The 25,212-nt window shown below is 53.4% G+C and carries 23 protein-coding genes; 13 read left to right on the plus strand and 10 right to left on the minus strand.

The genetic code is table 11. From position 1 onward, the window contains the following. Positions 1-18: 18 nt before the first annotated feature. The 3 genes from O3S68_RS14830 to O3S68_RS14840 all read left to right on the plus strand — a co-directional run bounded on the left by O3S68_RS14830 (position 19) and on the right by O3S68_RS14840 (position 3,326). A complete protein-coding gene (locus O3S68_RS14830; protein WP_025263848.1) occupies positions 19-831 on the plus strand; it encodes a MetQ/NlpA family ABC transporter substrate-binding protein in 813 nt (270 codons plus the stop codon). 157 nt (positions 832-988) lie between these two features. Next, positions 989-2,170, plus strand: coding sequence for an acetyl-CoA C-acetyltransferase (locus O3S68_RS14835; RefSeq protein ID WP_020455078.1), 1,182 nt, complete (start codon positions 989-991; stop codon positions 2,168-2,170). Positions 2,171-2,645: 475 nt separating this feature from the next. After that, positions 2,646-3,326: a porin gene (locus O3S68_RS14840; RefSeq protein WP_020455077.1), complete on the plus strand. Its 681-nt coding sequence runs from the start codon at positions 2,646-2,648 to the stop codon at positions 3,324-3,326. A gap of 333 nt (positions 3,327-3,659) precedes the next feature. Here O3S68_RS14840 and O3S68_RS14845 read toward each other — a convergent pair whose 3' ends face one another. Beyond that, positions 3,660-4,835, minus strand: coding sequence for an oligogalacturonate lyase family protein (locus O3S68_RS14845; RefSeq protein WP_269231820.1), 1,176 nt, complete (start codon positions 4,833-4,835; stop codon positions 3,660-3,662). A gap of 500 nt (positions 4,836-5,335) precedes the next feature. Here O3S68_RS14845 and kduI point away from each other — a divergent pair, with 500 nt between their 5' ends. The 3 genes from kduI (at position 5,336) to araE (ending at position 8,730) form a co-directional block, all read left to right on the plus strand. Next, entirely contained in the window at positions 5,336-6,172 is an 837-nt protein-coding gene (kduI, locus tag O3S68_RS14850; RefSeq protein ID WP_269231821.1) for a 5-dehydro-4-deoxy-D-glucuronate isomerase, read from the plus strand. A gap of 60 nt (positions 6,173-6,232) precedes the next feature. Further along, positions 6,233-6,994 (plus strand): 2-dehydro-3-deoxy-D-gluconate 5-dehydrogenase KduD, encoded by a 762-nt coding sequence (kduD, locus tag O3S68_RS14855; protein ID WP_017457661.1) that lies wholly within the window; start codon positions 6,233-6,235, stop codon positions 6,992-6,994. Positions 6,995-7,311: 317 nt separating this feature from the next. Next, complete coding sequence (gene araE / locus O3S68_RS14860) at positions 7,312-8,730, plus strand: arabinose-proton symporter AraE (protein WP_020455074.1); 1,419 nt, start codon at positions 7,312-7,314, stop codon at positions 8,728-8,730. A gap of 33 nt (positions 8,731-8,763) precedes the next feature. Here the strand turns inward: araE and O3S68_RS14865 are convergent, their stop codons facing one another. The 6 genes from O3S68_RS14865 to O3S68_RS14890 all read right to left on the minus strand — a co-directional run bounded on the left by O3S68_RS14865 (position 8,764) and on the right by O3S68_RS14890 (position 15,150). Beyond that, entirely contained in the window at positions 8,764-9,894 is a 1,131-nt protein-coding gene (locus O3S68_RS14865) for an oligogalacturonate lyase family protein (RefSeq protein WP_269231822.1), read from the minus strand. Between the two features lie 66 nt (positions 9,895-9,960). Beyond that, on the minus strand, positions 9,961-11,250 hold the full coding sequence (locus O3S68_RS14870; protein WP_020455072.1) for an ABC transporter substrate-binding protein: 1,290 nt from the start codon (positions 11,248-11,250) through the stop codon (positions 9,961-9,963). Between the two features lie 141 nt (positions 11,251-11,391). Then, positions 11,392-12,519 carry an ABC transporter ATP-binding protein gene (locus O3S68_RS14875; protein WP_020455071.1) on the minus strand — a complete coding sequence of 376 codons (1,128 nt, stop codon included), beginning with the start codon at positions 12,517-12,519 and terminating at the stop codon, positions 11,392-11,394. Positions 12,520-12,531: 12 nt separating this feature from the next. Then, on the minus strand, positions 12,532-13,434 hold the full coding sequence (locus tag O3S68_RS14880) for a carbohydrate ABC transporter permease (protein ID WP_017457666.1): 903 nt from the start codon (positions 13,432-13,434) through the stop codon (positions 12,532-12,534). Further along, positions 13,427-14,317, minus strand: coding sequence for a carbohydrate ABC transporter permease (locus O3S68_RS14885; RefSeq protein WP_025263850.1), 891 nt, complete (start codon positions 14,315-14,317; stop codon positions 13,427-13,429). Before O3S68_RS14885 ends, O3S68_RS14880 begins: the two co-directional genes overlap by 8 nt. A gap of 506 nt (positions 14,318-14,823) precedes the next feature. Beyond that, positions 14,824-15,150, minus strand: coding sequence for a cupin domain-containing protein (locus tag O3S68_RS14890; protein WP_020455070.1), 327 nt, complete (start codon positions 15,148-15,150; stop codon positions 14,824-14,826). A 169-nt stretch (positions 15,151-15,319) separates the two neighbouring features. Between O3S68_RS14890 and O3S68_RS14895 the strand changes: the two genes are divergently transcribed. Then, positions 15,320-16,012 carry an aspartate/glutamate racemase gene (locus O3S68_RS14895; RefSeq protein ID WP_097406165.1) on the plus strand — a complete coding sequence of 231 codons (693 nt, stop codon included), beginning with the start codon at positions 15,320-15,322 and terminating at the stop codon, positions 16,010-16,012. On the opposite strand, the gene O3S68_RS14900 is transcribed toward O3S68_RS14895, so the two are convergent. Further along, positions 16,009-16,935, minus strand: a complete 927-nt coding sequence (locus O3S68_RS14900; protein ID WP_269232022.1) for a LysR family transcriptional regulator — start codon at positions 16,933-16,935, stop codon at positions 16,009-16,011. The two genes, O3S68_RS14895 and O3S68_RS14900, sit on opposite strands and share 4 nt — an antisense overlap. 122 nt (positions 16,936-17,057) lie before the next feature. Between O3S68_RS14900 and lysA the strand changes: the two genes are divergently transcribed. Further along, positions 17,058-18,320 (plus strand): diaminopimelate decarboxylase, encoded by a 1,263-nt coding sequence (gene lysA, locus O3S68_RS14905; protein WP_045512496.1) that lies wholly within the window; start codon positions 17,058-17,060, stop codon positions 18,318-18,320. Here lysA and O3S68_RS14910 read toward each other — a convergent pair. Further along, positions 18,317-19,321, minus strand: a complete 1,005-nt coding sequence (locus tag O3S68_RS14910; protein WP_174240592.1) for a LacI family DNA-binding transcriptional regulator — start codon at positions 19,319-19,321, stop codon at positions 18,317-18,319. The two genes, lysA and O3S68_RS14910, sit on opposite strands and share 4 nt — an antisense overlap. 284 nt (positions 19,322-19,605) lie before the next feature. Here O3S68_RS14910 and O3S68_RS14915 point away from each other — a divergent pair, with 284 nt between their 5' ends. From O3S68_RS14915 to O3S68_RS14935, 5 genes are read left to right on the plus strand one after another with little or no spacing between them, the layout of a single operon-like run. Continuing rightward, positions 19,606-20,934: a PTS sugar transporter subunit IIC gene (locus tag O3S68_RS14915; protein WP_017457673.1), complete on the plus strand. Its 1,329-nt coding sequence runs from the start codon at positions 19,606-19,608 to the stop codon at positions 20,932-20,934. A 7-nt stretch (positions 20,935-20,941) separates the two neighbouring features. Next, on the plus strand, positions 20,942-22,369 hold the full coding sequence (locus O3S68_RS14920; protein WP_269231823.1) for a glycoside hydrolase family 1 protein: 1,428 nt from the start codon (positions 20,942-20,944) through the stop codon (positions 22,367-22,369). 9 nt (positions 22,370-22,378) lie between these two features. Then, the gene (locus tag O3S68_RS14925; protein ID WP_020455064.1) at positions 22,379-22,696 is read left to right on the plus strand and encodes a PTS sugar transporter subunit IIB; all 318 of its coding nucleotides are present in this window, start codon (positions 22,379-22,381) and stop codon (positions 22,694-22,696) included. A 56-nt stretch (positions 22,697-22,752) separates the two neighbouring features. Beyond that, positions 22,753-23,526 (plus strand): GntR family transcriptional regulator, encoded by a 774-nt coding sequence (locus O3S68_RS14930; RefSeq protein WP_065370137.1) that lies wholly within the window; start codon positions 22,753-22,755, stop codon positions 23,524-23,526. Next, positions 23,523-23,987 carry a GNAT family N-acetyltransferase gene (locus tag O3S68_RS14935; protein ID WP_269231824.1) on the plus strand — a complete coding sequence of 155 codons (465 nt, stop codon included), beginning with the start codon at positions 23,523-23,525 and terminating at the stop codon, positions 23,985-23,987. Before O3S68_RS14930 ends, O3S68_RS14935 begins: the two co-directional genes overlap by 4 nt. Here O3S68_RS14935 and galR read toward each other — a convergent pair. Further along, on the minus strand, positions 23,960-24,964 hold the full coding sequence (gene galR, locus O3S68_RS14940) for an HTH-type transcriptional regulator GalR (RefSeq protein WP_020455061.1): 1,005 nt from the start codon (positions 24,962-24,964) through the stop codon (positions 23,960-23,962). The genes O3S68_RS14935 and galR overlap by 28 nt on opposite strands. Between the last annotated feature and the right edge of the window lie 248 nt (positions 24,965-25,212).

Below are 25,212 nucleotides of genomic sequence, written 5' to 3' on the forward strand. Positions count from 1 at the left end.
TTATTGGAAACCAACATCATGAAAAAAACACTGACACTGATTGCCGCAGCCACCCTCAGCGTGCTGAGCTTCTCCTCCTGGGCGGATACGCTGACCGTTGGCGCGTCAAACGTGCCGCACGCCGAAATCCTTGAGCAGGCAAAACCGATTCTGGCGAAACAGGGAATTGATCTGGAAATTAAACCATTCCAGGACTACATCCTGCCGAACACGGCGCTGGCCAGCCGTGAACTGGATGCCAACTACTTCCAGCACATTCCGTACCTGAACAGCGTTATCAAAGACCACGCGGGCGACAAAACCTATGATTTTGTCAGCGCAGGCGCTATCCATATTGAGCCGATTGGTATTTACTCCAAAAAATACAAATCGCTGAAAGATCTGCCGCAGGGCGGCAAAATCATCATGCGTGATGCGGTGTCTGAAGAGGGGCGCATTCTCTCTATTTTCGAAAAAGAGGGTGTCATCAAGCTTAAACCGGGTATCGACAAAGTGACGGCGCGTATTGATGACATCGTTGATAACCCGAAAAAACTGCAGTTCCTGCCGAACGTCGAAGCAGCGCTGCTGCCGCAGATGTACAACAATGATGAAGGCGATGCGGTGGTGATCAACGCCAACTATGCGATTGATGCCGGTCTGGATCCGGTTCACGATCCGATCGCGGTGGAAAGCGGTGAAAACAACCCGTATGCCAATATCATCACCGTACACCGTGGCGACGAGAAGAAAAAAGATATCGTGGCGCTGGTAAACGTGCTGCACTCCAAAGAGATTCAGGACTGGATCCGCACCAAATATAAAGGCGCGGTGATCCCGGTTAACAACTGATTTTCCCCTTCTGCGCGGCCTTGCTGGCCGCGCAACTTGCCGCTGCTTTCCCGCCTCTGACTTTCGCTGTGACTAATCTCACCAATTTTAAACAATCGAGTTAATACTTGTTAACAATGCACTACTATTGCCGGGTTGAACAACTGCGGGGGTAGAGATGAAAGATGTCGTGATAGTCGGCGCGGTTCGCACGCCTATCGGCTGTTTTCAGGGCGCATTGTCACGCCTCTCTGCCGTTGAGTTGGGCAGCCAGGTGGTGCGCGCATTGATTGAGCGTAGCGGCGTGCAGCCACAAGATATCGACGAAGTGATTTTAGGCCAGGTGCTGACAGCAGGCGCCGGGCAAAACCCTGCGCGGCAGTCGGCGATCAAAGGCGGCCTGCCGAATACGGTTTCGGCAATCACCATTAATGACGTCTGCGGCTCCGGGCTGAAAGCCCTGCACCTGGCCTCTCAGGCGATCCAGTGCGGCGAAGCCGATGTGGTGATCGCCGGTGGGCAGGAGAATATGAGCCGTGCGCCGCATGTACTGACCGACAGCCGCACCGGCGCGCAGCTCGGCAACAGTCAGCTTATTGATAGCCTGGTGCATGACGGGTTGTGGGACGCCTTCAACGATTATCATATGGGCGTAACGGCGGAAAACCTGGCGCGTGAATATGGCATCAGCCGTGAACGCCAGGATGAATGGGCGTTAAGCTCGCAGCATAAAGCGCGTGTCGCTATCGATTCCGGGCGTTTTCGCGATGAAATTGTGCCGGTAAGTGCGTTGGATGCAGCAGGCCAGACGCAGGTTATCGATACCGATGAACAACCGCGTACCGACCCCAGCGCGGAAGCGCTGGCGAAACTCGCCCCCGCTTTTGAACAAAGCGGCTCCGTCACCGCCGGTAACGCCTCGCCGATCAATGACGGTGCGGCGGCGGTGCTGGTAATGAGCGAAGCAAAAGCGCAGGAACTGAATTTACCGGTGCTGGCGCGCATCCGCGCGTTTGCCAGTGTCGGCGTCGACCCGGCGTTAATGGGCATTGCGCCGGTTTATGCCATGCGCCGCTGCCTTGAGCGCGCGGGCTGGCAGCTCGATGATGTCGATCTGATTGAAGCGAACGAAGCCTATGCGGCGCAGGCGCTGTCGGTCGGTAAAATCCTTGAATGGGATGAGAAGCGGGTGAATGTCAATGGCGGGGCGATAGCGCTGGGCCACCCGATTGGCGCTTCCGGCTGTCGTATTCTGGTTTCGCTGGTGCATGAAATGCAAAAACGGCAGGCCCGTAAAGGACTGGCAACCTTATGCATCGGCGGTGGCCAGGGCGTGGCGCTGGCAATCGAACGCGATTAATCTGACTTTAAGTTAAATAAAACCTTCCGGCTGGAAGGTTTTATTATTTTTGGCACCCATTACCGCTCGCGTTTCAATTTAATTAAAACTTACACCTTTCCCGCTAATAATTTTCCTGACTTATTCAAAATTACTTCTTCAGCGCTGATTATTAATATCGTACCCTGCGTGATCATTATGTCTGCAAGCGATAAGCGTGCTTATTATTAATGATTTTGTTTTGTAGGTATCTGTTTTATTTTATGTTTTTAATTTGTATTTGAATTTGTAAGTTAACAGTTAATAGAAAATTGGTGTGATCTTTATCATATTAATCCGCCGTTTTTGGGGGGATATATTGATATTCATCACGCCGTTATACATAGTTCCGTTCCATACAAATATTTACGATCGCGATCACTAAAATAAAGTTACCAAAAAAATAAAATGAAATTCCATAAAAATGGAACATAATTTTAATTATTGAGGTAATCTCATGTTTAAGAAAACTCTGGCTCTTGCTTCACTCCTTGGCGCTTCCTTTGCTTCACAAGCCGTCACCGTGGATTTACGTCATGAATATATCGACAGCGGTTCCAACGCCGATCGCGTAGCGGTTTCTCACCGTTTCGATAATGGCTTAGGTTTCGGTGTTGAAGCGAAATGGAAATCTGGCGGCGATGACGCCGACAAACCGTTAACGGAAATCGTGGGTAACGGCCACGAAGAGTCCATTAACTGGCGCTGGGCTGCGACGCAGAATTTTGCGTTAACACCGGGCTTTAATATCGAAAGTAAAGATACCAACTCCATCTATAAACCGTATCTTCATGTGCAATACAGCTTTGATAACGGCGTCTATATTGCCGGTCGTTATCGCTACGAATACACACGTAACCCGGATTCCAATACCGTTGATAACAAGGTCAATAAATTTGATACTTGGGTCGGCTGGGCGATGGGCGACTACCGTATTGAGCTGAACTATGTTTACGCGAAGAGCACCGAAGATGTTATTCGTGAAAACAACAAAACCTATTCCAACGAATATAACGCCAAGGTGGCGTACAAACTGGATAAAAACTGGTCCCCGTATGTGGAAGTGGGCAACGTGGGTGTGAAAAGCACCGACGAACGCCAGACCCGTTTCCGCCTCGGTGTAGCTTACTCTTTCTGATTGTCTGAACTACCTGTGTTACCCTCACAAAAACCCCGGAGCCATTGGCCGGGGTTTTTTATATTTATGCCCGCCATATTCACCGCAATCACTTACTTCAGTTAGCTCCCGGAAACTCGCTGCGTTGCCGCCTTCCTGTGACTCAAATGATTCAGGGCAGACCTGAGCAAATGCAAAAAGCACTCTCCAAAAGTCCAAAGAAAGTAACGAACCTGTAGCGAAAAGTAAGGCAGCCAGCACACCAGTGGCTCAAAGTATGACAAGTAAGAACGGCACAAAAAAAAGCCCCCCAGGAGGAGGGCAAGGCCAGTTACAGAAACACTAACTCAAAGTTTACGCTTGCAACATTACGCGTTGCTCAGGAAGTTTGGCGATATAAAGCGCCGGTTTACCGTCTTTATCGGAACTAAACAGAATCGCACTGTCGTCCGGTGTGAACGACGGATGCGGATGCGTTACCTGGCGGCTGTTGGCAACCGTTGCCCAGGAGGTATCGTGGCGCGCCACGCGGAAATAGGCTTTTTTCGCCACGTCGAAAACATACAAATACGGATCGTTATCAATGGTGTAACCGCTGGTATCTTTCACATCCACCGGCGTGCCGGAACCATCGCCGACCAGTAATGTGCCGTCGAAGTTGCTCATCAGATGTGAACACGCAGGCATCGGCATCACCGCGTCGTTCACGCCGGTATCCGGGTTGAAGCTGTAAATCATGCGCCCCTGTTGACCTTTCAGGTAAGAGACGTACACCAGCGCGGAACCGTTCGGCACCCAGAATTCGTGGGTACAGCTTTCGCCTTCGGCGTGATCTTTGACTTTGCGCACATGGCTGCCGTCTTCATTGACCAGCCACATCCGCGCATCCACCAGATCGTGCGGGCCTTCGTGGCAAAACGCCACGGTGTTATCGTCGAACGGGCGATAGATCGGGTGCCCCAGCCAGTTTTTCTCTTCATGGATCACGCTGCTTTCGCCGCTTTGCAGATCCACGCGCAGCAGACGGCAGTGCGGGCCTTTATGAAAGAAATCATGGAACAATTTCCAGTCATTGAGCGGCGTCCAGTCGCTGGCGGCGATCTCAATCCCAACCAGTTTGCTGCAATCGCTGTTTGCCACCCAGGTGCCGTAGCCGACCCACTCATCCGGTACGCGATAAATTTCGCGCTCGGCGAGCGTCTGTAAATTCACTTCACGCAGCGTGCGATCATTTTTCACATAATATAAGGCACTGTCATCCGGCGAGAGGAAACCGCCAAAGGTGTTATCGCCTGCGCCTTCCGTTAACTGCACGGCTTCGGCTTTCGCGATATCCAGCAGGTAATAATTCCAGTGGCCATCAAATTCACCGGCAAACAACAGGTGGCTGCCATCATTGAAAAAACACTTCTGATAGAAGTAGTTCCGGTGACAGGTCACTTCCGGTGGTGTTAAGCGGGTGACTTCCGCGCCGGTATCCGGATCGCGGCTGATTGCGTAATTGAGTTTTACCCGCATGCCTTTCGCCATATTTCACTCCTTTAGATGGTCCGGTGGGAAAGTTGCGCCCCCAATGATGACCACAGATGATTACAAGTTTAAAAATAGAGTAATAATTTATCAAAACAACGTTTCAATATGTGTGATTGCTGACGCACTTTATAAGAAAACAACGTCTGCGAGCCGGATAAATGCGAGGTGAAAAAGCGTTTGTGCTAGCGGGCTTTGATTTTACACACAAAAATTACTGATTAGCCGTCAAAACTCAAAGACGATCTTAACTTATTGTTTGCTATGATTTATTTAAATTTACTCTCATAGCCTAACCGGTAATGACGCACTGTCAACGCCAAACAATCGTGATCGGACTTACAGATTTAATAATAAGTCGCAGAAAAATTGAAACGTTGTTTTATCCAAGATTGAAAACATGTTTTAGCCGGGATAAGATGCGCCTAATGAAGAAACGGAACACTGTTTCTGCGTTTCGTTGAGTGACGTTTCGGTCAAAATTTACTTCGGAGGTTATTGTGGAAGTCAGACAAAGCATCCACAGTGCGCATGCGAAAACGCTGGATACCCAGGGCCTGCGCAATGAGTTTTTAGTCGAAAAAATATTCGCTGATGACGAATACACCATGGTTTACAGCCATATCGACCGCATTATTGTCGGCGGTATTAAACCGGTGAATAAAACCGTTTCTGTCGGTAGCGAAGTGGGTAAACAGCTTGGCGTGAGCTATTTCCTTGAGCGCCGCGAACTGGGCGTGATTAATATCGGCGGCCCGGGCACCATCACCGTTGATGGTCAGTGTTATGAAATTGGTCATCGCGATGCGTTATATGTCGGAAAAGGCGCCAGAGAGGTGGTTTTTGCCAGCATAGATAGCGCGAAACCGGCCAAGTTTTACTACAACTGCGCACCCGCACACACCACCTTCCCAACGAAAAAAGTGACGCCAGCCGATGTCGCACCAGTGACGCTTGGCGATCCGCTGACCAGTAACCGTCGTACCATTAACAAATATTTTGTGCCGGACGTGCTGGAAACCTGCCAGTTAAGCATGGGGCTGACCGAGCTTGCGCCGGGCAACCTGTGGAACACTATGCCGTGCCATACCCATGAGCGCCGCATGGAAGTGTACTTCTATTTCAATATGGAAGAAGACGCCTGCGTATTCCATATGATGGGGCAGCCGCAGGAAACGCGTCACATTGTGATGCATAACGAGCAGGCGGTCATTTCTCCCAGCTGGTCAATCCATTCAGGCGTTGGTACGCGTGCGTATACCTTCATCTGGGGGATGGTGGGTGAGAACCAGGTCTTTGATGACATGGATCACGTCGCTGTAAAAGATCTGCGCTAATAGCGGGCAGCATAAAACCATGCCTGTCCAACACAGGCGCTGATAGATTAAGGAATAAACATGATTCTGGATGCATTTTCTCTTCAAGGTAAGGTTGCGGTAGTCAGCGGTTGCGACACCGGTCTGGGCCAGGGTATGGCGCTGGGCCTGGCGGAAGCGGGCTGCGATATCGTCGGTATCAATATTGTTGAACCAACAGAAACCATCGAGCGCGTGACCGCGCTGGGCCGTCGTTTTCTTAGCCTGACTGCCGATCTGCGTCAGATCGACGGCATTCCGGCTCTGCTGGAGCGTGCGGTTGCTGAGTTCGGCAAAATCGACATTCTGGTAAACAACGCCGGTTTGATCCGCCGCGAAGACGCGATCAACTTCAGCGAGAAAGACTGGGACGACGTGATGAACCTGAACATCAAGAGCGTATTCTTTATGTCCCAGGCGGCGGCAAAACACTTCATCGCGCAGGGTAACGGCGGCAAGATCATCAACATCGCGTCGATGCTCTCTTTCCAGGGCGGCATCCGCGTACCGTCTTACACCGCGTCAAAAAGCGGCGTCATGGGCGTGACGCGTCTGCTGGCGAACGAGTGGGCGAAACACAACATCAACGTTAACGCTATCGCGCCGGGTTATATGGCGACCAACAACACTCAGCAACTGCGTGCCGATGAGCAGCGTAGCGCCGAGATCCTCGATCGCATCCCGGCGGGCCGCTGGGGGCTGCCGAGCGATCTGATGGGGCCGGTTGTGTTCCTGGCATCAAAAGCGTCTGACTACATCAACGGCTACACCATTGCGGTGGACGGCGGCTGGCTGGCACGTTAATTCGCCTGGCATTAGCTGCATAAAAAACCTGCCTGCGGGCAGGTTTTTTTATCTCTGCGTATTAATTGTCCATATCTGATGAATAGAAAAATCCATATCCTTTTATCTTAATTCGCAGGCTATTGATTAAAAATCGTTAAAAATAAGTAAGTTAAAATTAGTTTAGTGCTTAAACTATATTTTCAAAATTGTAAACTCCATCACAAAACACCATGCCACAGCGCATTTATCCATATCTTCGCGTTTTCAGCACTGACGCTTTGACCCGTCGCTGACTTACTTTCATAGGACGTCTTATTCTGTGTAGGCAGGAAAAAATGACTTCTATCAGTAATGATTCCGTAGCTTTACCGCGCGCCCTGCGTGATACCCGGCGTATGAATCTGTTTGTCTCGGTGTCGGCAGCGGTTGCCGGGCTGTTGTTTGGTCTCGATATTGGGGTGATTTCCGGCGCGCTGCCGTTTATCACCGACCATTTCACCTTATCCAGCCGTTTGCAGGAGTGGGTGGTGAGCAGCATGATGCTGGGCGCGGCGCTGGGTGCGCTGTTTAACGGCTGGCTCTCTTTCCGCCTTGGGCGCAAATACAGTTTAATGGCGGGCGCGGTGTTGTTTGTCGCCGGCTCGCTCGGTTCCGCGTTTGCCGCCAGTGTGGAAGTGCTGCTGCTTTCCCGCGTGTTGCTCGGGGTTGCGGTCGGCATTGCGTCTTACACCGCGCCGCTGTACCTCTCTGAAATGGCGAGCGAAAACGTGCGTGGCAAGATGATAAGCATGTACCAGTTAATGGTCACGCTGGGCATTGTGCTGGCGTTCCTGTCGGATACCGCGTTTAGCTACAGCGGCAACTGGCGGGCAATGCTCGGCGTACTGGCGCTGCCAGCGGTGTTGCTGATTATTCTGGTGGTGTTCCTGCCTAATAGCCCGCGCTGGCTGGCGCAAAAAGGGCGGCATATTGAAGCGGAAGAGGTGCTGCGTATGCTGCGCGATACCTCGGAAAAAGCGCGCGAAGAACTTAATGAAATCCGCGAAAGCCTGAAACTGAAACAGGGCGGTTTCCAGTTGTTTAAAGCTAACCGCAACGTGCGCCGCGCCGTTTTCCTCGGCATGTTATTGCAGGCGATGCAGCAGTTCACCGGCATGAATATCATCATGTATTACGCGCCGCGCATCTTCAAAATGGCCGGGTTTACTACTACGGAACAGCAGATGATCGCCACGCTGGTGGTGGGGCTGACCTTTATGTTTGCCACCTTTATCGCGGTGTTTACCGTAGATAAAGCTGGGCGCAAACCGGCGCTGAAAATTGGTTTCAGCGTGATGGCAATTGGCACCTTGATCCTTGGCTACTGCCTGATGCAGTTTGATAACGGCACTGCGTCGAGCGGGTTATCCTGGCTTTCCGTTGGTATGACGATGATCTGTATTGCCGGGTATGCAATGAGCGCCGCGCCGGTAGTGTGGATCTTGTGTTCTGAGATCCAGCCGCTGAAATGCCGCGATTTCGGTATCACCTGCTCGACCACCACTAACTGGGTGTCGAACATGATTATCGGCGCGACTTTCCTGACCTTGCTGGACGCGATTGGCGCGGCGGGCACCTTCTGGCTCTATACCGCGCTGAATCTGGCATTTGTCGGTGTCACTTTCTGGCTGATCCCGGAAACCAAAAACGTCACGCTGGAACATATCGAGCGCCGTCTGATGTCGGGTGAAAAACTGCGTAATATCGGCGTGTAACAACATCCCTCTCCCTGGCGGGAGAGGGCAAAATTACACCCGCGCCAGGTAGAGCGCGGGCATGCCTTCGGCATCGGAGGTGTAGAGTACCCACTGGTTATCTGGCGAGAAAGACGGGTGCGGGTGAGTGACCTGGCGGTCGCCATCCAGCACTTTCCAGCTACTGTTATGCTGGCAAATCGCTTTCTGTTCGCCGCTATGAATATCAAATACCCAGATAAACGGATCGTTGAGGTGGATATCCCCGGTGTGATGCGGCGCGCCGTCGCCAACCACCAGGCTGCCGTCTTGATTACTCATCAGGTGCGAACAGGGCGGGATCGCCATCAACTGCTGGTTTTCCAGCGTGTTCGGATCCGCGCTGTAGAGATACCGGCGCGGATCGTTTTCCTGGTGCGCTACGTAATAGAGCGCGGAGCCGTCCGGCACCCAGAATTCATGGGTAAAACTTTCTCCTGGCTTGTGCTGGCGCACTTTGCGCACATTGCTGCCATCTTCGTTAATCAGCCACATACGTGCATCAATCACATCGCGCGGGCCTTCGTGGCAAAACGCCACGGTGTTATCGTCAAACGGGCGATAGATCGGGTGGCCAAGCCAGCGTTTTTCCTGCAACAGGGTCTCACGTTTACCGCTTTGCAGATCAATGCGGATCAAGCGGCACTCCGGATGAGTGAAGTAGAAATCGCGGAATTTCTGCCAGTCGGTAAGCGGCTGCCAGTCACTTTTCTTGATTTCGATACCAACCAGTTTTGTGCAACCGGAGTTGGCGACCCAGGTGCCGTAAGCCACCCATTCATCGTCGACTTCGTAGACGATATGCTCTTCGAGCGTCTGCAAATCCACGCGGCGCAGTTCGCGGGTATTTTTCACATACCACAGCGCGCTGTCATCGGCGCATAAAAAGCCGCCGAAGGTATTATCGCCCGCGCCTTCGGTGAGTTGTGTCGCTTCGCGGTTAGCGAGATCCAGCAAGTAGTAATTCCAGTGGCCTTCAAACGCGCCGCCGAAAATCAGTTTCTCGCCGTCGCGGGTAAAGCATTTTTGATAGAAGTAGTTACGGTGACAAATAATATGCGGCGGCGTCAGCCGGATAACTTCATGCCCGGTTTTGTCGTCTTTCTGGCTGCGGAAGGTGAGAGAGACTATTTTCCCCTTTGCCATTACCTGCTCCTTAGATAAAAAAATACCCTGCCGCGAACGGGCAGGGTATGTCATTGCGGTAAAACCTTAGCGCATGGCGCGTTTCAGAATACGTTCAGCCTGACGCTGGAAGTCGGCTGCGGTTTCTTCAACGGATTTCTGGCCATAGTCGATGTACTGAATTGCGGTACCGAACTGGGCAACAATCTGCGGATCGTCAAAGTAAGGCGATACCGAGAGTTTGGTCGGCAGAGACTGCGCCAGACGCAGACCCGCAACCGCCGGATCGGCCTCTTTGATCGCGCCATTGGCTGTCAGCGTTTGCACCGCGGCTTTGCTCAGCGGCACACCGCGCTCCAGACCCAGCGTTTCCGCGCCTTCTTTGCTGTTCAGCAGGAAGTTGATCACCTGGGCCGCCTCTTTCGGATGCTTGGTGGATTTACCAATCGACAGCATTTGCGCCGGTTTGAAGAACAGGCCCGCGTCTTTCGCGCCCGGCAGCATCGGGTAGTCACCCAGCACCAGTTTGGCTGGCGGCTTCAGGTTGTCGGAGTATTTGGTAATGGTGGAGTTCCACATGTAAGTACCGGCCCATTCACCTTCGATCCACGGCTTCATTTCATACATGTTGCTCTTACCAAATGACGCGTAGTACTTAGCGTCCGGCATCACGTGGCTATCGACCAGTTTTTTATACATCTGGAAGAATTCGACCCACTGCTCGCTGGTGTAGCTGAATTTCTTCGCTTTTTCATCCACGGCAGGAATGTTGTATTTCTGCACCATGTAGGAGTTTAGCAGCGCCAGCGTATCCTGGTGCTCCAGCACTACCGGGTAGTACTGTTTGCCGAGCTTGCTTTCAAAGGTTTTGCCCGCGGCTAACAGCTCATCCCAGGTTTTCGGGAAGGCGACGCCCGCTTTTTTCCACTGCTCGTCGTTGAAGTAGAACACGCGCGCGGTGACGGAGATTGGAATGCCGTTCAGCTTGCCGTCAACGGTGGTGGACTGCAGCTCTTTAGCGTCGAACTGGCTTAAATCAATAATGTCTTTTACCTGGTTCAGGTCGTAAAAACCGTCGCCATTTTTGGAGAAAATCGGCAGCCAGTTCCAGTTGGTCTGCATCACGTCCGGCTCGGTGCCGCCCGCGATTTGCGTGGTCAGACGGGAGAGATGGCCGTCCCAACCGGTGTATTCGGATTTAACGGTAATGTCCGGATGCTGTTTATGAAACTCTTCCAGCGCTTTTAAGGTGACCTGATGACGACCGTTGCCCCCCCACCAGGACATACGCAGATCAACATTATCAGCGGCGGTTGCGGGTACAGCGCACATGCCCAGAGTTGCGGAGATGATGGCGCCGGTAAGCACTTTTTTCATTGTTATACTCCAACGTTTAGTTAAATTTCATTCTTCAGGCTGCCCCTTTGGTGGCTGCGTTGATGTCTGCCGGCGACTTACTTGCGTAAGCGCCGGGAGACAACGACTTGCCGCGCCGGGGCATCGCGAATGATTTCGTCGTTATAAGGAAATGTTCTGTTCTGTTTTCGCGTCAAAAATATGACACTTATTCATATCAAACTTAAAGTACACCTTCCGGTGAAGCCCCTTTGCAATCATTGGCTTAGCTTCATCAGAAGGGATTCGGGCGGTCAGTTCGTAGTCGCCAACTTTCAGGTAAACAAAGAACTCGTGACCCATGTTTTCGACGCGCACCAGCTCACCGGAGCCGCAATCGTCGCTGTAAGGCTCATCTGAAACGGAGACAAACTCCGGGCGCACACCAAAAAACACCTCTTTGTCGGCGTAATCGGCGACTTTCTCCTGCTGATAAGCGTTCAGCGCCAGCGTTTCATGACCAACGGTGATGTGCAGTTGGTCGGCTTTTTTCACGATTTTCGCCGGTTTGATGTTCATCTCCGGCGCGCCGATAAAGCCCGCCACGAACATGTTTTTCGGGAAGTGGTAGAGGTTGTCCGGGGTATCCACCTGCATGATATGACCGAGTTTCATCACGCAGATACGGTCGCCCATGGTCATTGCTTCAGTCTGATCGTGCGTGACGTAAACGGTGGTCGCCGGTTTACCGGATTTCTTTAACTGCTTGTGCAGGTCGGAAATACGGATACGCATTGAGGCGCGCAGCTTGGCGTCCAGGTTCGACAGCGGTTCGTCAAACAGGAACACATCCGGCTTTTTCACAATCGCGCGGCCAACCGCCACGCGCTGCGCCTGACCACCAGAAAGCTGGCGCGGCAGGCGGTCCATCAACTCTTCCAGTTCGAGGATCTTCGCCGCTTCATCAACCTGTTTGTTGATCTCCTCTTTCGGCATTTTGCTGAGCTTGAGGCCGAACGCGAGGTTTTCACGCACCGTCATGTGCGGGTAGAGCGCGTAGTTCTGGAACACCATCGCGATACCGCGTGATTTTGGCGCGAGGTTGTTGACGATCTTCTCGCCGATGCGCACTTCGCCGCCGCTGATGGTCTCCAGACCTGCCAGCATACGCAGCGTGGTGGATTTGGCGCAGCCGCTTGGGCCGACAATCACCATAAATTCGCCATCGGCAATTTTCAGGTCGATACCATGTACCGCTTTGAAGCCGTTGGAGTAAACCTTTTCCAGTTTGTTGAAAATAACTTCAGCCATGATACTTCCCTCTTAACCTTTAATTCCGCTGCTGGTCACGCCCTGTACGAAGTAGCGCTGTGCCAGGAAGAAGACAATGATGGACGGCAGAATGGAGATACTCGCCATTGCCAGAATTTCGTTCCACGGCGCACCTTCGGTGACGTCGATGGACATTTTCAGCGCCAGTGCGATCGGGTATTTATCCACGCTGTAGACATAAATCAGCGGCCCGATGAAGTCGTTCATTGACCACATGAACTGGAACAGCGCCACGGAGATAATCGCCGGTTTCAGGATTGGCACTACCACATACCACAGCACCTGCCAGGAGTTACAGCCGTCGATTTGCGCCGCTTCTTCCATGTCGCGCGGTACGCCGCGTAAAAACTGAATCAACATAAAGACGAAGAAACCGTGTGTCGCAAACGCCGTTGGCAGATACAGCGGCATGTAGCTGTTGAGCATGCCCATTTCACGGAACATCAGGTATTGCGGGATCAGCAGCACGGTGCTTGGCAGCAGCATGGTGGCGATAAGCGTACCGAACCAGAAGTTCTTCCATGGGATCTCAAAGCGGGCAAAGCCGTAAGCCACAATGGTGGAAGAGATAATGGTCAGGATCACTTTCGGGATCACATACTTAAAGGTATTCAGCATGTAATGACCGAAGGTGTATTCGGTGCCGGTTTTCCAGCCGTTAATAAAGCCGTCCCAGGTGGCGTGGGTGGGCCACAGCCCCAGCGTGGTGAAGATCTCGTGGTTCGGTTTGAACGACGCCGAGAACATCCACGCCAGCGGGTAGAGCATTAACAGGCCGACAAAAAGCAGGATCGTATAGCGGATCCATGCGCTGATTTTCTCGCGGCGCAGCGTGCGCGCCACTTCACGTTCGGCTTCTTTCATGCCCGGCGTGAGATGTTGGATATCAGCCATTTTTGCCTCCCTTATCGGCAGAGTAGAACACCCAGTATTTCGAAGACTTAAAGGCGATGGAGGCAAAGACTGCCACCACCAGGAACAGCACCCAGGCCAGCGCCGCGCCGTAGCCCATGTCGAAATACTTGAAGGCGGTGTCGTAGATGTAGAGCGAGAACAGATAGGTGTAATAGGTCGGGCCGCCGCCGGTAATGACATACGGGCCGGTAAATTCCTGAAACGCCTGGGTGGTCTGCATGATGAAGTTGAAGAAAATAACCGGCGTAATCAGCGGCACGGTGACTTTCATAAACATCTGCCATTTGCTGGCGCCATCGATCATCGCTGCTTCGTACTGGGATTGCGGTACGTTCTGCAGCGCAGCAAGGAAGATGACCATCGCGGAGCCGAACTGCCAGACGCGCAGCAAGGTGACGGACATCAGCGCCAGCGACGGTTCGCCAAGCCAGTTAATCGGATCCAGACCAAACACGCCGATAAAACTGTTCAGCAGGCCATCGATAGCGAACAGTGCGCGCCACAGTACGGCGATCGCCACAGAGCTACCGAGAATGGACGGAATGTAGTAAGCCGTGCGGAAAAAACCGATGCCGCGAAGTTTAAAGTTGAGCACAAAGGCAATCCCCAGCGCGAAGGCGAGCTTCAGCGGGATTGTCAAAAATACATACGCAAAGGTGACGCCCATTGATTTCCAGAAGAGCGTGTCTTCGGTAAACATGTAGCGATAATTCTCAATGCCGTTAAATACCGGCGGACTCATCAGGTCATACTCAGTAAAACTGAGAAAGAACGATGAGATGAATGGGAAAGCCGTAAAGACTATCAACCCAATAACGTAGGGCGATATCCAGGCCAATCCCAGTAGTCTGTTTTCATTCATACATACCTACCTGGCGAACAATGTGTAATACGGATTCGGAGATTAACTTTTTTCCCCCGCCGCATGGGCGTCCGGGGATTAAAACAGGCTCTGCGCGTGCGCTTGATCACAATAATCAATTGAATCAATACGTTTTGAAACTTTAACCACCGGAAATTACTCACGATATTCCGGGTTTTAAAATCCTGCGAACTTGCGTTCTTGGTTTGTGAAACGTCGTTTTAAAATATTTTATTGCGTTTTGAATTGGCGTCATTCGATTAATTCGTGAAATGTGATCGAAGTCGAAACGATGTTTCAATAAAGTGAGGTGGGTGTCATTTTTGCCGAAAAACAGCGGGTTTAAAGCCAATAAGCGTAAAGATTTAAGTAACAGCCTAAGGTATTAAAAATTGCGAAATGAAATCATTGGAAATTAAAACGATTATCCGGCGAACTATTTTTATTGGCCGGGAAATAAAAACGCCCCCCTAATTATGGGAGGCGTTAACTATTTTAGGGCGCGATCAACGTTTTAAAAAATCTTCACGTACCGGTGTAAAGGTATCGAGCAGCGTTCCGGCTTTTAAACACACACATCCGTGCATAATGTGCGGTTCCTTATAAAGTGTATCGCCTGCGGTGACGATATGTTTCTCATCACCAATGGTAAATTCGAACTCGCCGGATAAAACGTACGTAAGTTGTTCATGAGGATGGTTGTGCATTGGGCCGATGGCGCCTTGTTCGAACATAACTTCGACCGCCATCATTTTGCCGTTATGGGCAAGAATACGGCGGCTGACGCCGTTGCCCAGGTCTTCAAGCTGAGTGTCTTTATGGAAGATAAACATCGGAGTGTCCTGTAGTAGGTATCGTTAGTGATTACGACAGAGTAAATGATGAAACGTTGTTTCAAAATAACTTATCTCAGCGTTCTATAAAAATAAACGCGAGGCCAGAGAAGTTGAAAGTCGATCACAACTTTGATTGACTGAGCGCTAAACCAGACGGAGACAAGCGATGAAAACGATAGGACTGCTGGGCGGTATGAGCTGGGAATCGACCATTCCTTATTACCGCCTGATTAATGAGGGCGTGAAAGCTCGTCTCGGCGGCTTGCACTCCGCCAGCTTGCTTCTGCACAGCCTGGATTTCCATGAAATTGAGACCTGCCAGGCGACAGCGCAGTGGCACAAAGCCGGTGAGATCTTAGCCCAGGCGGCGGCGGGTCTGGAGCAGGCGGGCGCGCAGGCGATTGTGCTGTGTACCAACACCATGCACAAAGTCGCCGGTCAAATTGAAGAGCGCTGCCATATTCCGTTCCTGCATATTGCCGACGCCACCGGACGGGCGATTCAAAACGCCGGCATGCGCAATGTCGCGCTGTTGGGTACGCGCTACACCATGGAGCAGGATTTTTACCGTGGCCGCCTGGAAAAACAGTTTGCCATCGAAACCTCCGTGCCGGGCCCGGAAGATCGCGAGCGCATTAACGACATCATCTTTAGTGAGCTCTGTCTGGGAACGTTCACCGATGAGTCTCGCTACTATTTTGTTAATTTAATCAAGAAATTGGCTGGCGAAGGCGCGGAAGGGGTGATTTTCGGTTGCACCGAGATCGGCCTGCTGCTGCCGGAAACGCATTGCCCGATTAAGGTGTTTGATACGGCGGCGCTGCATGCCGCCGATGCGGTGGACTTTATGCTCTCTTAACGTTCGCCCAGCATGGCAGCCAGCGGCCCGCTAACCAGCGGCATGGCTGCCTGCAAATGGGCGGTAAACGCCTCGACCAGCGCGGAAGCGGGGCGGTGCAGTGGACGGATCAGGCTCACCGTAAACGGCACATCAATACTGAAACGGCGCACGGCGACACCGCTGGCCGCGTAATCCAGCGCGGTCAGCGGGTTCACCACCGAAATGCCCACCCCGGCGCGTACCATCGCGCACACTGAGGCGGCGCTGTGCGTTTCCAGTACCATCCGCCGCTTCACCTGATGTTCATTAAACAGCGCGTCCAGCAACTGTCGGTAGCTGTCGGAGCGCGACAAACTGATGTACTTCTCGCCCTGAAAGTCTGCCGGTGTTAACACGGTTTTGCGCGCCAGCGGGTGATCCTGTGGCATGACGCAGACTTCATTACAGGTGAGCAGCGGCGTGCGCTCGGTGCCCGCCGGGGTGCTGAGCGTTTCGGTTAAGCCCAGATCGTGGCGCTGCGCCGACAGCCACTCCTCCAGCAATGGCGACTCCTGCGGCACGATATTCAGGCTGACATCCGGATAGCGCGCCAGAAACGGTTGCAGCAGCAGTGGTAAAAAAGACTGTGAAAATACCGGCAGGCAGGCGATGGAAAGCTCGCCCTGGCGGAACTCACGCAGGCTTTCGGCGGCGCTGACAATCCGGTCCAGCCCGTACCAGGAGCGCTGCACCTCTTCGAATAACCGCAAGCCTTGCACCGTGGGTTGTAAACGCCCGCGCGTGCGCTCGAACAGTTTCAGCCCCAGCACTTTTTCAAAGCGCGCCAGCTCGCGGCTTACCGTCGGTTGCGAGGTATGCAGCAGTGCAGCGGCCTCCGTCAGATTGCCGGTGGTCATTACAGCGTGAAAGATTTCGATATGGCGCAGATTGACAGCGGGCATCGGCAGATCCAGTTTCAGCAGGTTATCCATATCATTTTTGCATAGAGTCGCGATAAAACGATATTTTTTATTCTCTTCGCGCTGTGGCGTAATCAGTAAAAATTTTGTTGCCCGGAGTCACCATGCCACGCTCATTACACCAGACTGAAACCGACCTTAACGCCGCTAATCTGCTGCGCTTACCTGCTGAATTTGGCTGCCCGGTATGGGTTTATGACGCGCAAATCATTCGCGCGCAAATCGCCAAACTGCGCGCCTTCGACGTGGTGCGCTTTGCGCAAAAAGCCTGCTCGAATATTCATATTCTGCGTCTGATGCGCGAGCAGGGCGTGAAAGTCGATTCCGTTTCGCTCGGTGAGATCGAACGTGCGCTGGCAGCGGGTTACGATCCGCAAACGCACCCGGACGATATCGTTTTTACCGCCGATGTGCTGGACGAGGCGACCATCGCGCGGGTAAGCGAACTGGGTATCGCAGTAAACGCCGGTTCGGTGGATATGCTGGAACAGCTTGGCGCGGTCTCGCCTGGCCATCGCGTCTGGTTACGCGTTAACCCTGGTTTTGGTCATGGGCATAGCCAGAAAACGAATACCGGCGGCGAAAACAGCAAGCATGGCATCTGGTACAGCGATCTGGCCGATGCGCTGGCGGTAATGCAGCGCTACCAGTTGAAACTGGCGGGCATTCATATGCATATCGGTTCCGGCGTGGATTATGGTCATCTTGAGCAGGTGTGCGGGGCGATGGTGCGCCAGGTGGTCGATTTCGGCCAGGATCTGCATGCTATTTCCGCGGGTGGCGGTTTGTCGATCCCCTATCACGAAGGGGAAGAGCCGGTGGATACCGCGCATTATTACGGGCTGTGGAATGCGGCGCGTGAGCAAATCGCCAAACATCTGGGGCATGCGGTGAAACTGGAGATCGAACCGGGGCGCTTCCTGGTGGCGGAATCTGGCGTGCTGGTTTCACAAGTGCGTAGCGTGAAAAACATGGGCAGCCGCCACTTTGTGCTGATCGACGCCGGTTTTAACGATCTGATGCGCCCGGCAATGTACGGCAGCTATCACCACATTACGGCGCTGGCCGCCGACGGCCGCGATCTTCGCCATGCGCCATTGATTGATACCGTGGTTGCCGGCCCGCTGTGCGAATCCGGGGATGTCTTTACCCAGCAGGAGGGAGGGAAAGTGGAAACCCGCGCGCTGCCGGAAGTGAAAGCCGGGGATTATCTGGTGCTGCATGACACCGGCGCGTATGGCGCATCGATGTCATCAAACTACAATAGCCGCCCGCTGCTGCCGGAAGTGTTGTTCGATAACGGCGTCGCGCGGTTGATTCGCCGCCGCCAGACCATCGAAGAACTGATCGGTCTGGAGCAGTTCTAAGCCTTGCTGCCCGGTCCCGCCGCTACCGACTCACGCAAGACCAGTGTGCCGGTAAACGGTGGGATCGCGGCGATCTGTTCGTTGTTCACCAGTTTGATCGCCTGATCAATCGCGGTGGTGATCATGTTGTCGATCGGCAAATAGACCGTCGACAGGCCCGGCTCCAGCCAGCGGGCGCTTGGTGCGTCATCAAAGCCGAACAGCGAAATATCCTGCGGAATACGCAAACCCGCCTGCCAGATGGCCTTTGAGGCACCCAGCGCCATATCGTCGTTACAGGCGAACAGGGCGCTGAATTTCACCCCTTCCTGCAACATCTGCTGGCACAGCTCATACCCGCGCGTCATGGTCGAGTCGCCGTACTTCACTCTGTGCGGATCCCAGGGAATGCCGTGTTTTTCCAGCGCCTTGCGATAGCCCATCAGCCGCGCTTTACCGGTTGGTGTATGGATCGGCGCGGTAATACAGGCAATATCCCGGTGGTGTTGTGTGATCAGGTAATCTACCGCCTGGAACGCCGCGTCCTGCTGCTCGAAGAACACGCATTTGTCATGCGCCTGAAACAGCTCGCGGTTGATGACAATCAGCGGCATTGGCGTGGCGTCAATGAGCGTTAAGATCGCTTTTTCGCTCATAAAACGGGTGTAAAGAATAATGGCGTCGCAACGCCTGTCCGCCAGCATCTGCACCGCCAGCTCTTCCCGTTCGGGCGTATCGTGACCGTCGGTGACAATCAGCTGTTTGCCGTGTAATTCCGCCTGACGCGACGCCTGCTGCAATAAGCGGCCGAAATAGAAACCGTCAAAACTGGACACCACCAGGCCAATGCTGTTGCTGGTGCGGTTTGCCAGCGAGCGGGCAAGAAAGTTGGGGCGATAATCCAGCTCCTCCATCGCCTTAAAAACCTGATTGCGGGTGCTCTCTTTGACCTGACCCGTACCATTCAACACGCGGGAAACCGTTGCTTTCGAAACGCCCGCGCGCAGTGAGACATCCAGCATTGTGACCATGACGAGTTCTCGTTTCGCGTAATGAAACGCAGTTTACCACACTCATTTCACGGGTTAAGGCCAGCGGTAACGGTTTGCGCTAAGTGTTGGAAATCCCTGCGAAGCGCAAGGTGGTATGCCAATGTTGTCATCCGTCTCGTTTTGGAATACCAGTAAGCGGGTTGCGAGTCTCGTCACAGAACTTTCCGCCACGCATCGCTATTTTTGGTATGCCAAATGGGACTGTGCTGTATCCCTGCATCGATAAAAAAGCCCCTTTACTGAGGTGTTAACTCATGGCCCTACAAGAAAAGCTCATCGATTCTCTGGGTAGTTTTGCGACAAAGTTCAACAGCTATCGCTATATCATGGCGATCAAAGCCTCGTTCATTACCCTGATGCCGGTGATCATCGTCGGCGCATTCTCCGTCCTGATCTCCAACATGGTGCTGGATCCGAAAAACGGCCTCGCCAGCTTCCAGTCACTCTCATTCCTTGCCGCGCTAAAGCCGATCACCAGCGCGATTAACTACGCTACGCTCAACTTTCTCAACATTGGCGCGGTGTTCTTAATCGGTATTGAACTGGGGCGTATCAACGGCATTAAGACGCTGTTTCCTGGTTTGCTGGCGGTGATCTGCTTTATCTGCGTCACACCAACCACCGTGGAAATGCTGGTAGACGGGCAAATGCACGTGGTGAAAGACGTGTTGCTGCGCCAGTTCTCCGATACCCGTAGCCTGTTCCTCGGCATGTTTATCGCTATTTTGTCGGTGGAAATTTACTGCTGGCTGGAAAACCGCGACGGGCTGAAGATCAAAATGCCGGACACCGTGCCGCCTAACGTCTCCGCGTCGTTTTCCGCTCTGATCCCGGCGATCATCACCACCACCGTGATTGCCACCTTCGGTTTTGTTTTCCACCAGGTGACCGGCATGTACCTGTATGACGCCGTTTACCAGGTAGTGCAGCAGCCGCTGGAGCGCGTGGTACAAAGCCTGCCGGGCATTTTATTGCTGATGTTTGTGGCGCAACTGTTCTGGGTTATTGGTATTCACGGCAACCAGATGATTAAGCCTATCCGCGAACCGCTGCTGCTGGGCGCGATCACCGTCAATATGAGCGCCTTTGAGCAGGGCAAAGAGGTGCCGAACATCATCACCATGCCGTTCTGGGATGTTTATATGAGTATCGGCGGCTCGGGTTTAACCATCGGTCTGCTGATCGCGGTGATGATCGCTACCAAACGCAAAGAGATGAAAGAGATCGCCAAACTCTCTATCGGGCCGGGGGTATTTAATATTAACGAGCCGGTGATTTTCGGTATGCCGATCATGCTCAACCCGATCCTCGCGATCCCGTTCATCATCACTCCGCTGGTGACCGGCTCGATCGGTTATTTCGCCACGGTGACCGGTTTTGCCGGCAAAGCGGTGGTGATGGTGCCATGGACGACGCCGCCGTTGATCAACGCCTGGCTGTCGACTGCCGGTTCAATGGGCGCGGTAGTGACGCAGCTTATCTGCATTATCACCTCCGTCATTATCTATCTGCCGTTTGTGAAAATTGCTTCTCGCCGCGCCGAACAAGCGCAACTGCAAGCCGAAGCGACGAACAACGCCTGAGGATGTAATGAGCACGAAAACAATTGCGATACCGCCGTCGTTTATTCTGGGCGCGGCGGCCTCAGCCTGGCAAACCGAAGGCTGGATAGACAAGCGGGAGGGCCAGGATTCCTGGCCCGATCTCTGGTACAAAAACGATCGTCACGTCTGGCACGACGGCTACGGTCCGGCGGTGGCGACCAACTTTTACCAGCGCTTTCGTGAAGATGTGCAACTGATGAAACAGGCGGGGCTAACCCACTATCGCACCTCGATCAACTGGTCACGCTTTCTCACCGATTATGAAAACGGCGTGGTCGATGAACGCTATGCCGCCTATTACGACGAACTGTTTGACGAGATGCAGCGCCACGGCATTGTGCCGATGATCTGCCTGGAACATTACGAACTGCCGGGTTATTTGCTGGAAACTTACGGCGGCTGGGCGTCAAAAAAAGTGGTTGAGCTGTACCTGTTGTATGTCGAAAAAGTGTTTGAGCGCTTTCATCAAAAAGTGACCCGCTGGTTCACCTTCAACGAGCCAATTGTGGTGCAAACCCGTGTCTACCTTGACGCGCTGCGCTGGCCTTATGAGCAGAACACCGGTACCTGGATGCAGTGGAATCACCACAAAAACCTGGCCACCGCGAAAGTGGTGAAACTGTTTCGTGAGAAGGGTTATCAGGGCACCGTGGGCTGTATTCTCAACCCGGAAGTCACCTATCCGCGCTCGCGCGCACCGCACGATGTGCTGGCCGCCGAACGCTACGATCTCTTTTATAACCGTGTTTTTCTTGATCCGATGGTGAAAGGCCACTATCCACCGGAGCTGTTCCCATTGCTGGAAAAACACCAGGTCGCGTGGGATTACAGCGAGGAAGAGCTGGCGATCATCCGCGATAACACTGTGGATGAGCTGGGCATTAACCTTTACTACCCGCACCGGGTAAAAGCGCCTTCCCGTGCCTGGCACCCGGAGACACCTTTCCACCCGGCGTACTACTACGAGCCGTTTGAGTTGCCGGGCAGAAAAATGAACAAATCTCGCGGCTGGGAGATCCTGCCGGAGATCATTTATGACATGGCGATGCGCATCAAAAACGACTACGGCAACATTCCGTGGTTTGTTGCCGAAAGCGGCATGGGCATTGGGAACGAAGGGCAGTTTCGCAACGCGGCGGGCACCATTGAGGATGATTACCGCATTGATTTTATTGCCGCGCATTTATACCAGACGCTGCGCGCCAGGGAAGCGGGCGCGAACTGCCAGGGTTACATGTTGTGGGCGTTTACCGATAACGTCTCGCCAATGAACGCGTTTAAAAACCGCTATGGCCTGATTGAGATTGACCTGCAAAACAACCGCGACCGCAGACCGAAAAAGTCTGCCGGCTGGTTTCGCAAGCTGTGCGACGAACGCCAGCTTACCCTGACTATTGATGACGAATGGAAATAAGGAGCCACCATGAAACGTATTGTGTTGTGCTGCTCCGCCGGGATGTCCACATCGCTGGTGGTGACCAAAATGGAAAAAGCGGCGGCCGAGCGCGGTCTTGAGCTGAAGATCTACGCCATTGCCGAGCAATCCCTGCGTGACGAGCTGCAAAGTTATGCCACCGAGATAACCGCCGTGCTGCTGGGGCCGCAGGTGCGCTTTAAACTGGCGGAAAATAAAAAGTTAACTGACGAATACGGCATTCCGATTGATGTGATCGATTCGGTGGCTTATGGCACCTTAAACGGCGCGAAAGTTCTCGATCAGGCGCTGGCTTTGGTAAGATAGCGCCGACAGGCCGGGGCGCCCGGCCTGCGCGATAACTCAGACTTGCAGGTGATATTGTGGAGAAGGCCGTCGTCCCGCCGGAAAAAAAACAGTACCAGGAGATTGGCGAAGATTTACGCGAGCAGATAATCCAGGGGCATTACCCCGTGGGTTCCCGCCTGCCGCCGGAGCGCAATATCGCCGAAAAATATGGCGTTAGCCGCACCATCGTGCGTGAAGCGCTGTTGATGCTTGAACTGCAAGGCACGGTAGATATTCGCCAGGGCTCCGGCGTCTATGTGATGCGTATTCCGCAGGAGCACGAGAACGAAGAGGAGCGCTTTCTGAGTAGCGATGTTGGCCCCTTTGAGATCTTACAGGCGCGCCAACTGCTGGAGAGCAATATCGCTGCCTTTGCCGCCAAAATGGCGACGCGCGCGGATATCGATAATCTTCGGCGCATTCTTGAGCAAGAGCAGCGCGCCATTGCGATGAACGACACCTCGCAGGACAACAGCAAAATGTTCCACCTGGTACTGGCGGGCGCATCGCAAAACCAGATGCTGCTGGCGACGGTGGAGAGTATCTGGCACCACATGGACAGCAGCCCGCTGTGGCAACAATTCAACGTGCATATTGCCAGCCGGCCCTATCGCCTGAAATGGTTAGGCGACCGGCAGACCCTGCTGGCGGCGCTACGTCGCCGCGATGTGATGGGAGCCTGGCAGGCGATGTGGCAGCATCTGGAAAATGTCAAAAAGAGCCTGCTGGAGCTTTCCGACGAGGATGCGCCTGATTTTGACGGCTACCTGTTTGAATCAGTGCCGATTTTTCAGGGAAAGATCGTATGAAAATTATTCCCCTTTACGACGCGCCACACTTTGCAGAGCAGGTGGTGGACTGGTTATGGCGTGAGTTTGGCGACTCGCTGCCGCGTGATTTCTTCGCCTCTATTATCACGCACAGCCAGACGCCCGGGCAGTTGCCGCTGACGTTTGTTCTGGTTGATGGGGAGCAACTGCTGGGCACCGTTGGGCTGTGGCGCTGCGATTTAATCAGCCGCCAGGATCTGTTCCCGTGGCTGGCGGCGCTGTATGTGAAAGAGAGCGCTCGTGGGCAGGGGTTGGCCGGGCAGTTACAGCGCCATGTTATCGAGCAGGCGAAAGCGATGGGTTTTCAGGAGCTGCATCTTTATTCGGCGTGTCGCGATTTTTATGAACGTTTTGGCTGGCACTACATTGGCGACGGTCTCGACTATCCGGACAAGACCGTGCACCTCTATCGCTACTCTTGCGGCGCAATCACCGAATGACGACGCACCAGCGTTGGGTTAAACAGGTGCGTGATTTCCGGCAGCGGGCGGTTTTCCGCCAGCGCCAGCGCCAGCTCGGCGGCCTGTGTTGCCATGGTGACAATCGGGTAGCGCACGGTGGTTAAGCGCGGGCGAACATAGCGCGACACCAGCACATCATCGAAACCAATCAGGGAAATCTCACGCGGCACCTCAATGCCGTTGTCATTCAGCACACCCATAGCACCTGCGGCCATCGAATCGTTATAACAGGCGACGGCGGTAAAGTTACGCCCGCGGCCGAGCAGCTCGGTCATCGCCTGTTCGCCGCCGCTCTCATCCGGCTCGGCAAACGTCACCAGCCGGTCGTTGCAGGGCAAACCGTTCTCTTTCAGCGCATCGTAATAGCCCTGCAAGCGATCTTCCGCATCAGAAATCGCGTGGTTGGAGCAGAGGTAACCAATTTTCGTGTGGCCTTGCTGGATCAAATGGCGCGTAGCCAGCCAGGCACCGTAACGGTCATCCAGCGCCACACAGCGTTGTTCAAACCCCGGCAAAATGCGGTTGATTAACACCATGCCCGGCATCTGTTTCATCAGCGAGGCGAGTTCATCGTCAGGAAGGGTTTTGGCGTGGACGACCAGCGCTGCGCAACGGTGGCGAATCAGTTGCTCAATGGCTTTGCGCTCTTTTTCTTCGTTATGGTAGCCGTTGCCAATCAGCAGGAAATTTCCGGTAGCCGAGGCGACTTGCTCAACAGCTTTTACCATGGCGCCGAAGAAGGGATCGGACACGTCGCCCACCACCAGACCCACGGTTTCGGTGGACTGCTGCGCCAGCGCGCGGGCATTGGCATTCGGGTGATAATTGAGCGCATCCATTGCGCTTTGCACCGCCAGGCGCGAGGACTCGCTCGCTTTTGGCGAGTCGTTAATCACGCGAGAAACCGTTGCGACCGAAACTCCTGCCAGCCGCGCGACATCTTTGATAGTCGCCATTACGCACCTTCCTTTGGGTAAGCGTTTACACGCTGCATAGTGTTACGGAAAAGAGATGTGTAATCAAGGAAGCTACCCGGCAGGTGTCTGCAAACGTGAGCTGACGCGAAGGAAATCAGTGAAACCGTTACACGCGGGAAATTGCAAAGTAATTCAGGCACAACCTTTAGTTACACTTTGCGAAGGGCTGTTTCGATTGTCCGCTGGTGGCAGATATCCCCCCGTGACAGAGTAGAGCTCCCAGAGGT

The organism is Kosakonia sp. SOY2, assembly GCF_027109175.1.
In the GTDB taxonomy this organism is placed as follows: domain Bacteria; phylum Pseudomonadota; class Gammaproteobacteria; order Enterobacterales; family Enterobacteriaceae; genus Kosakonia.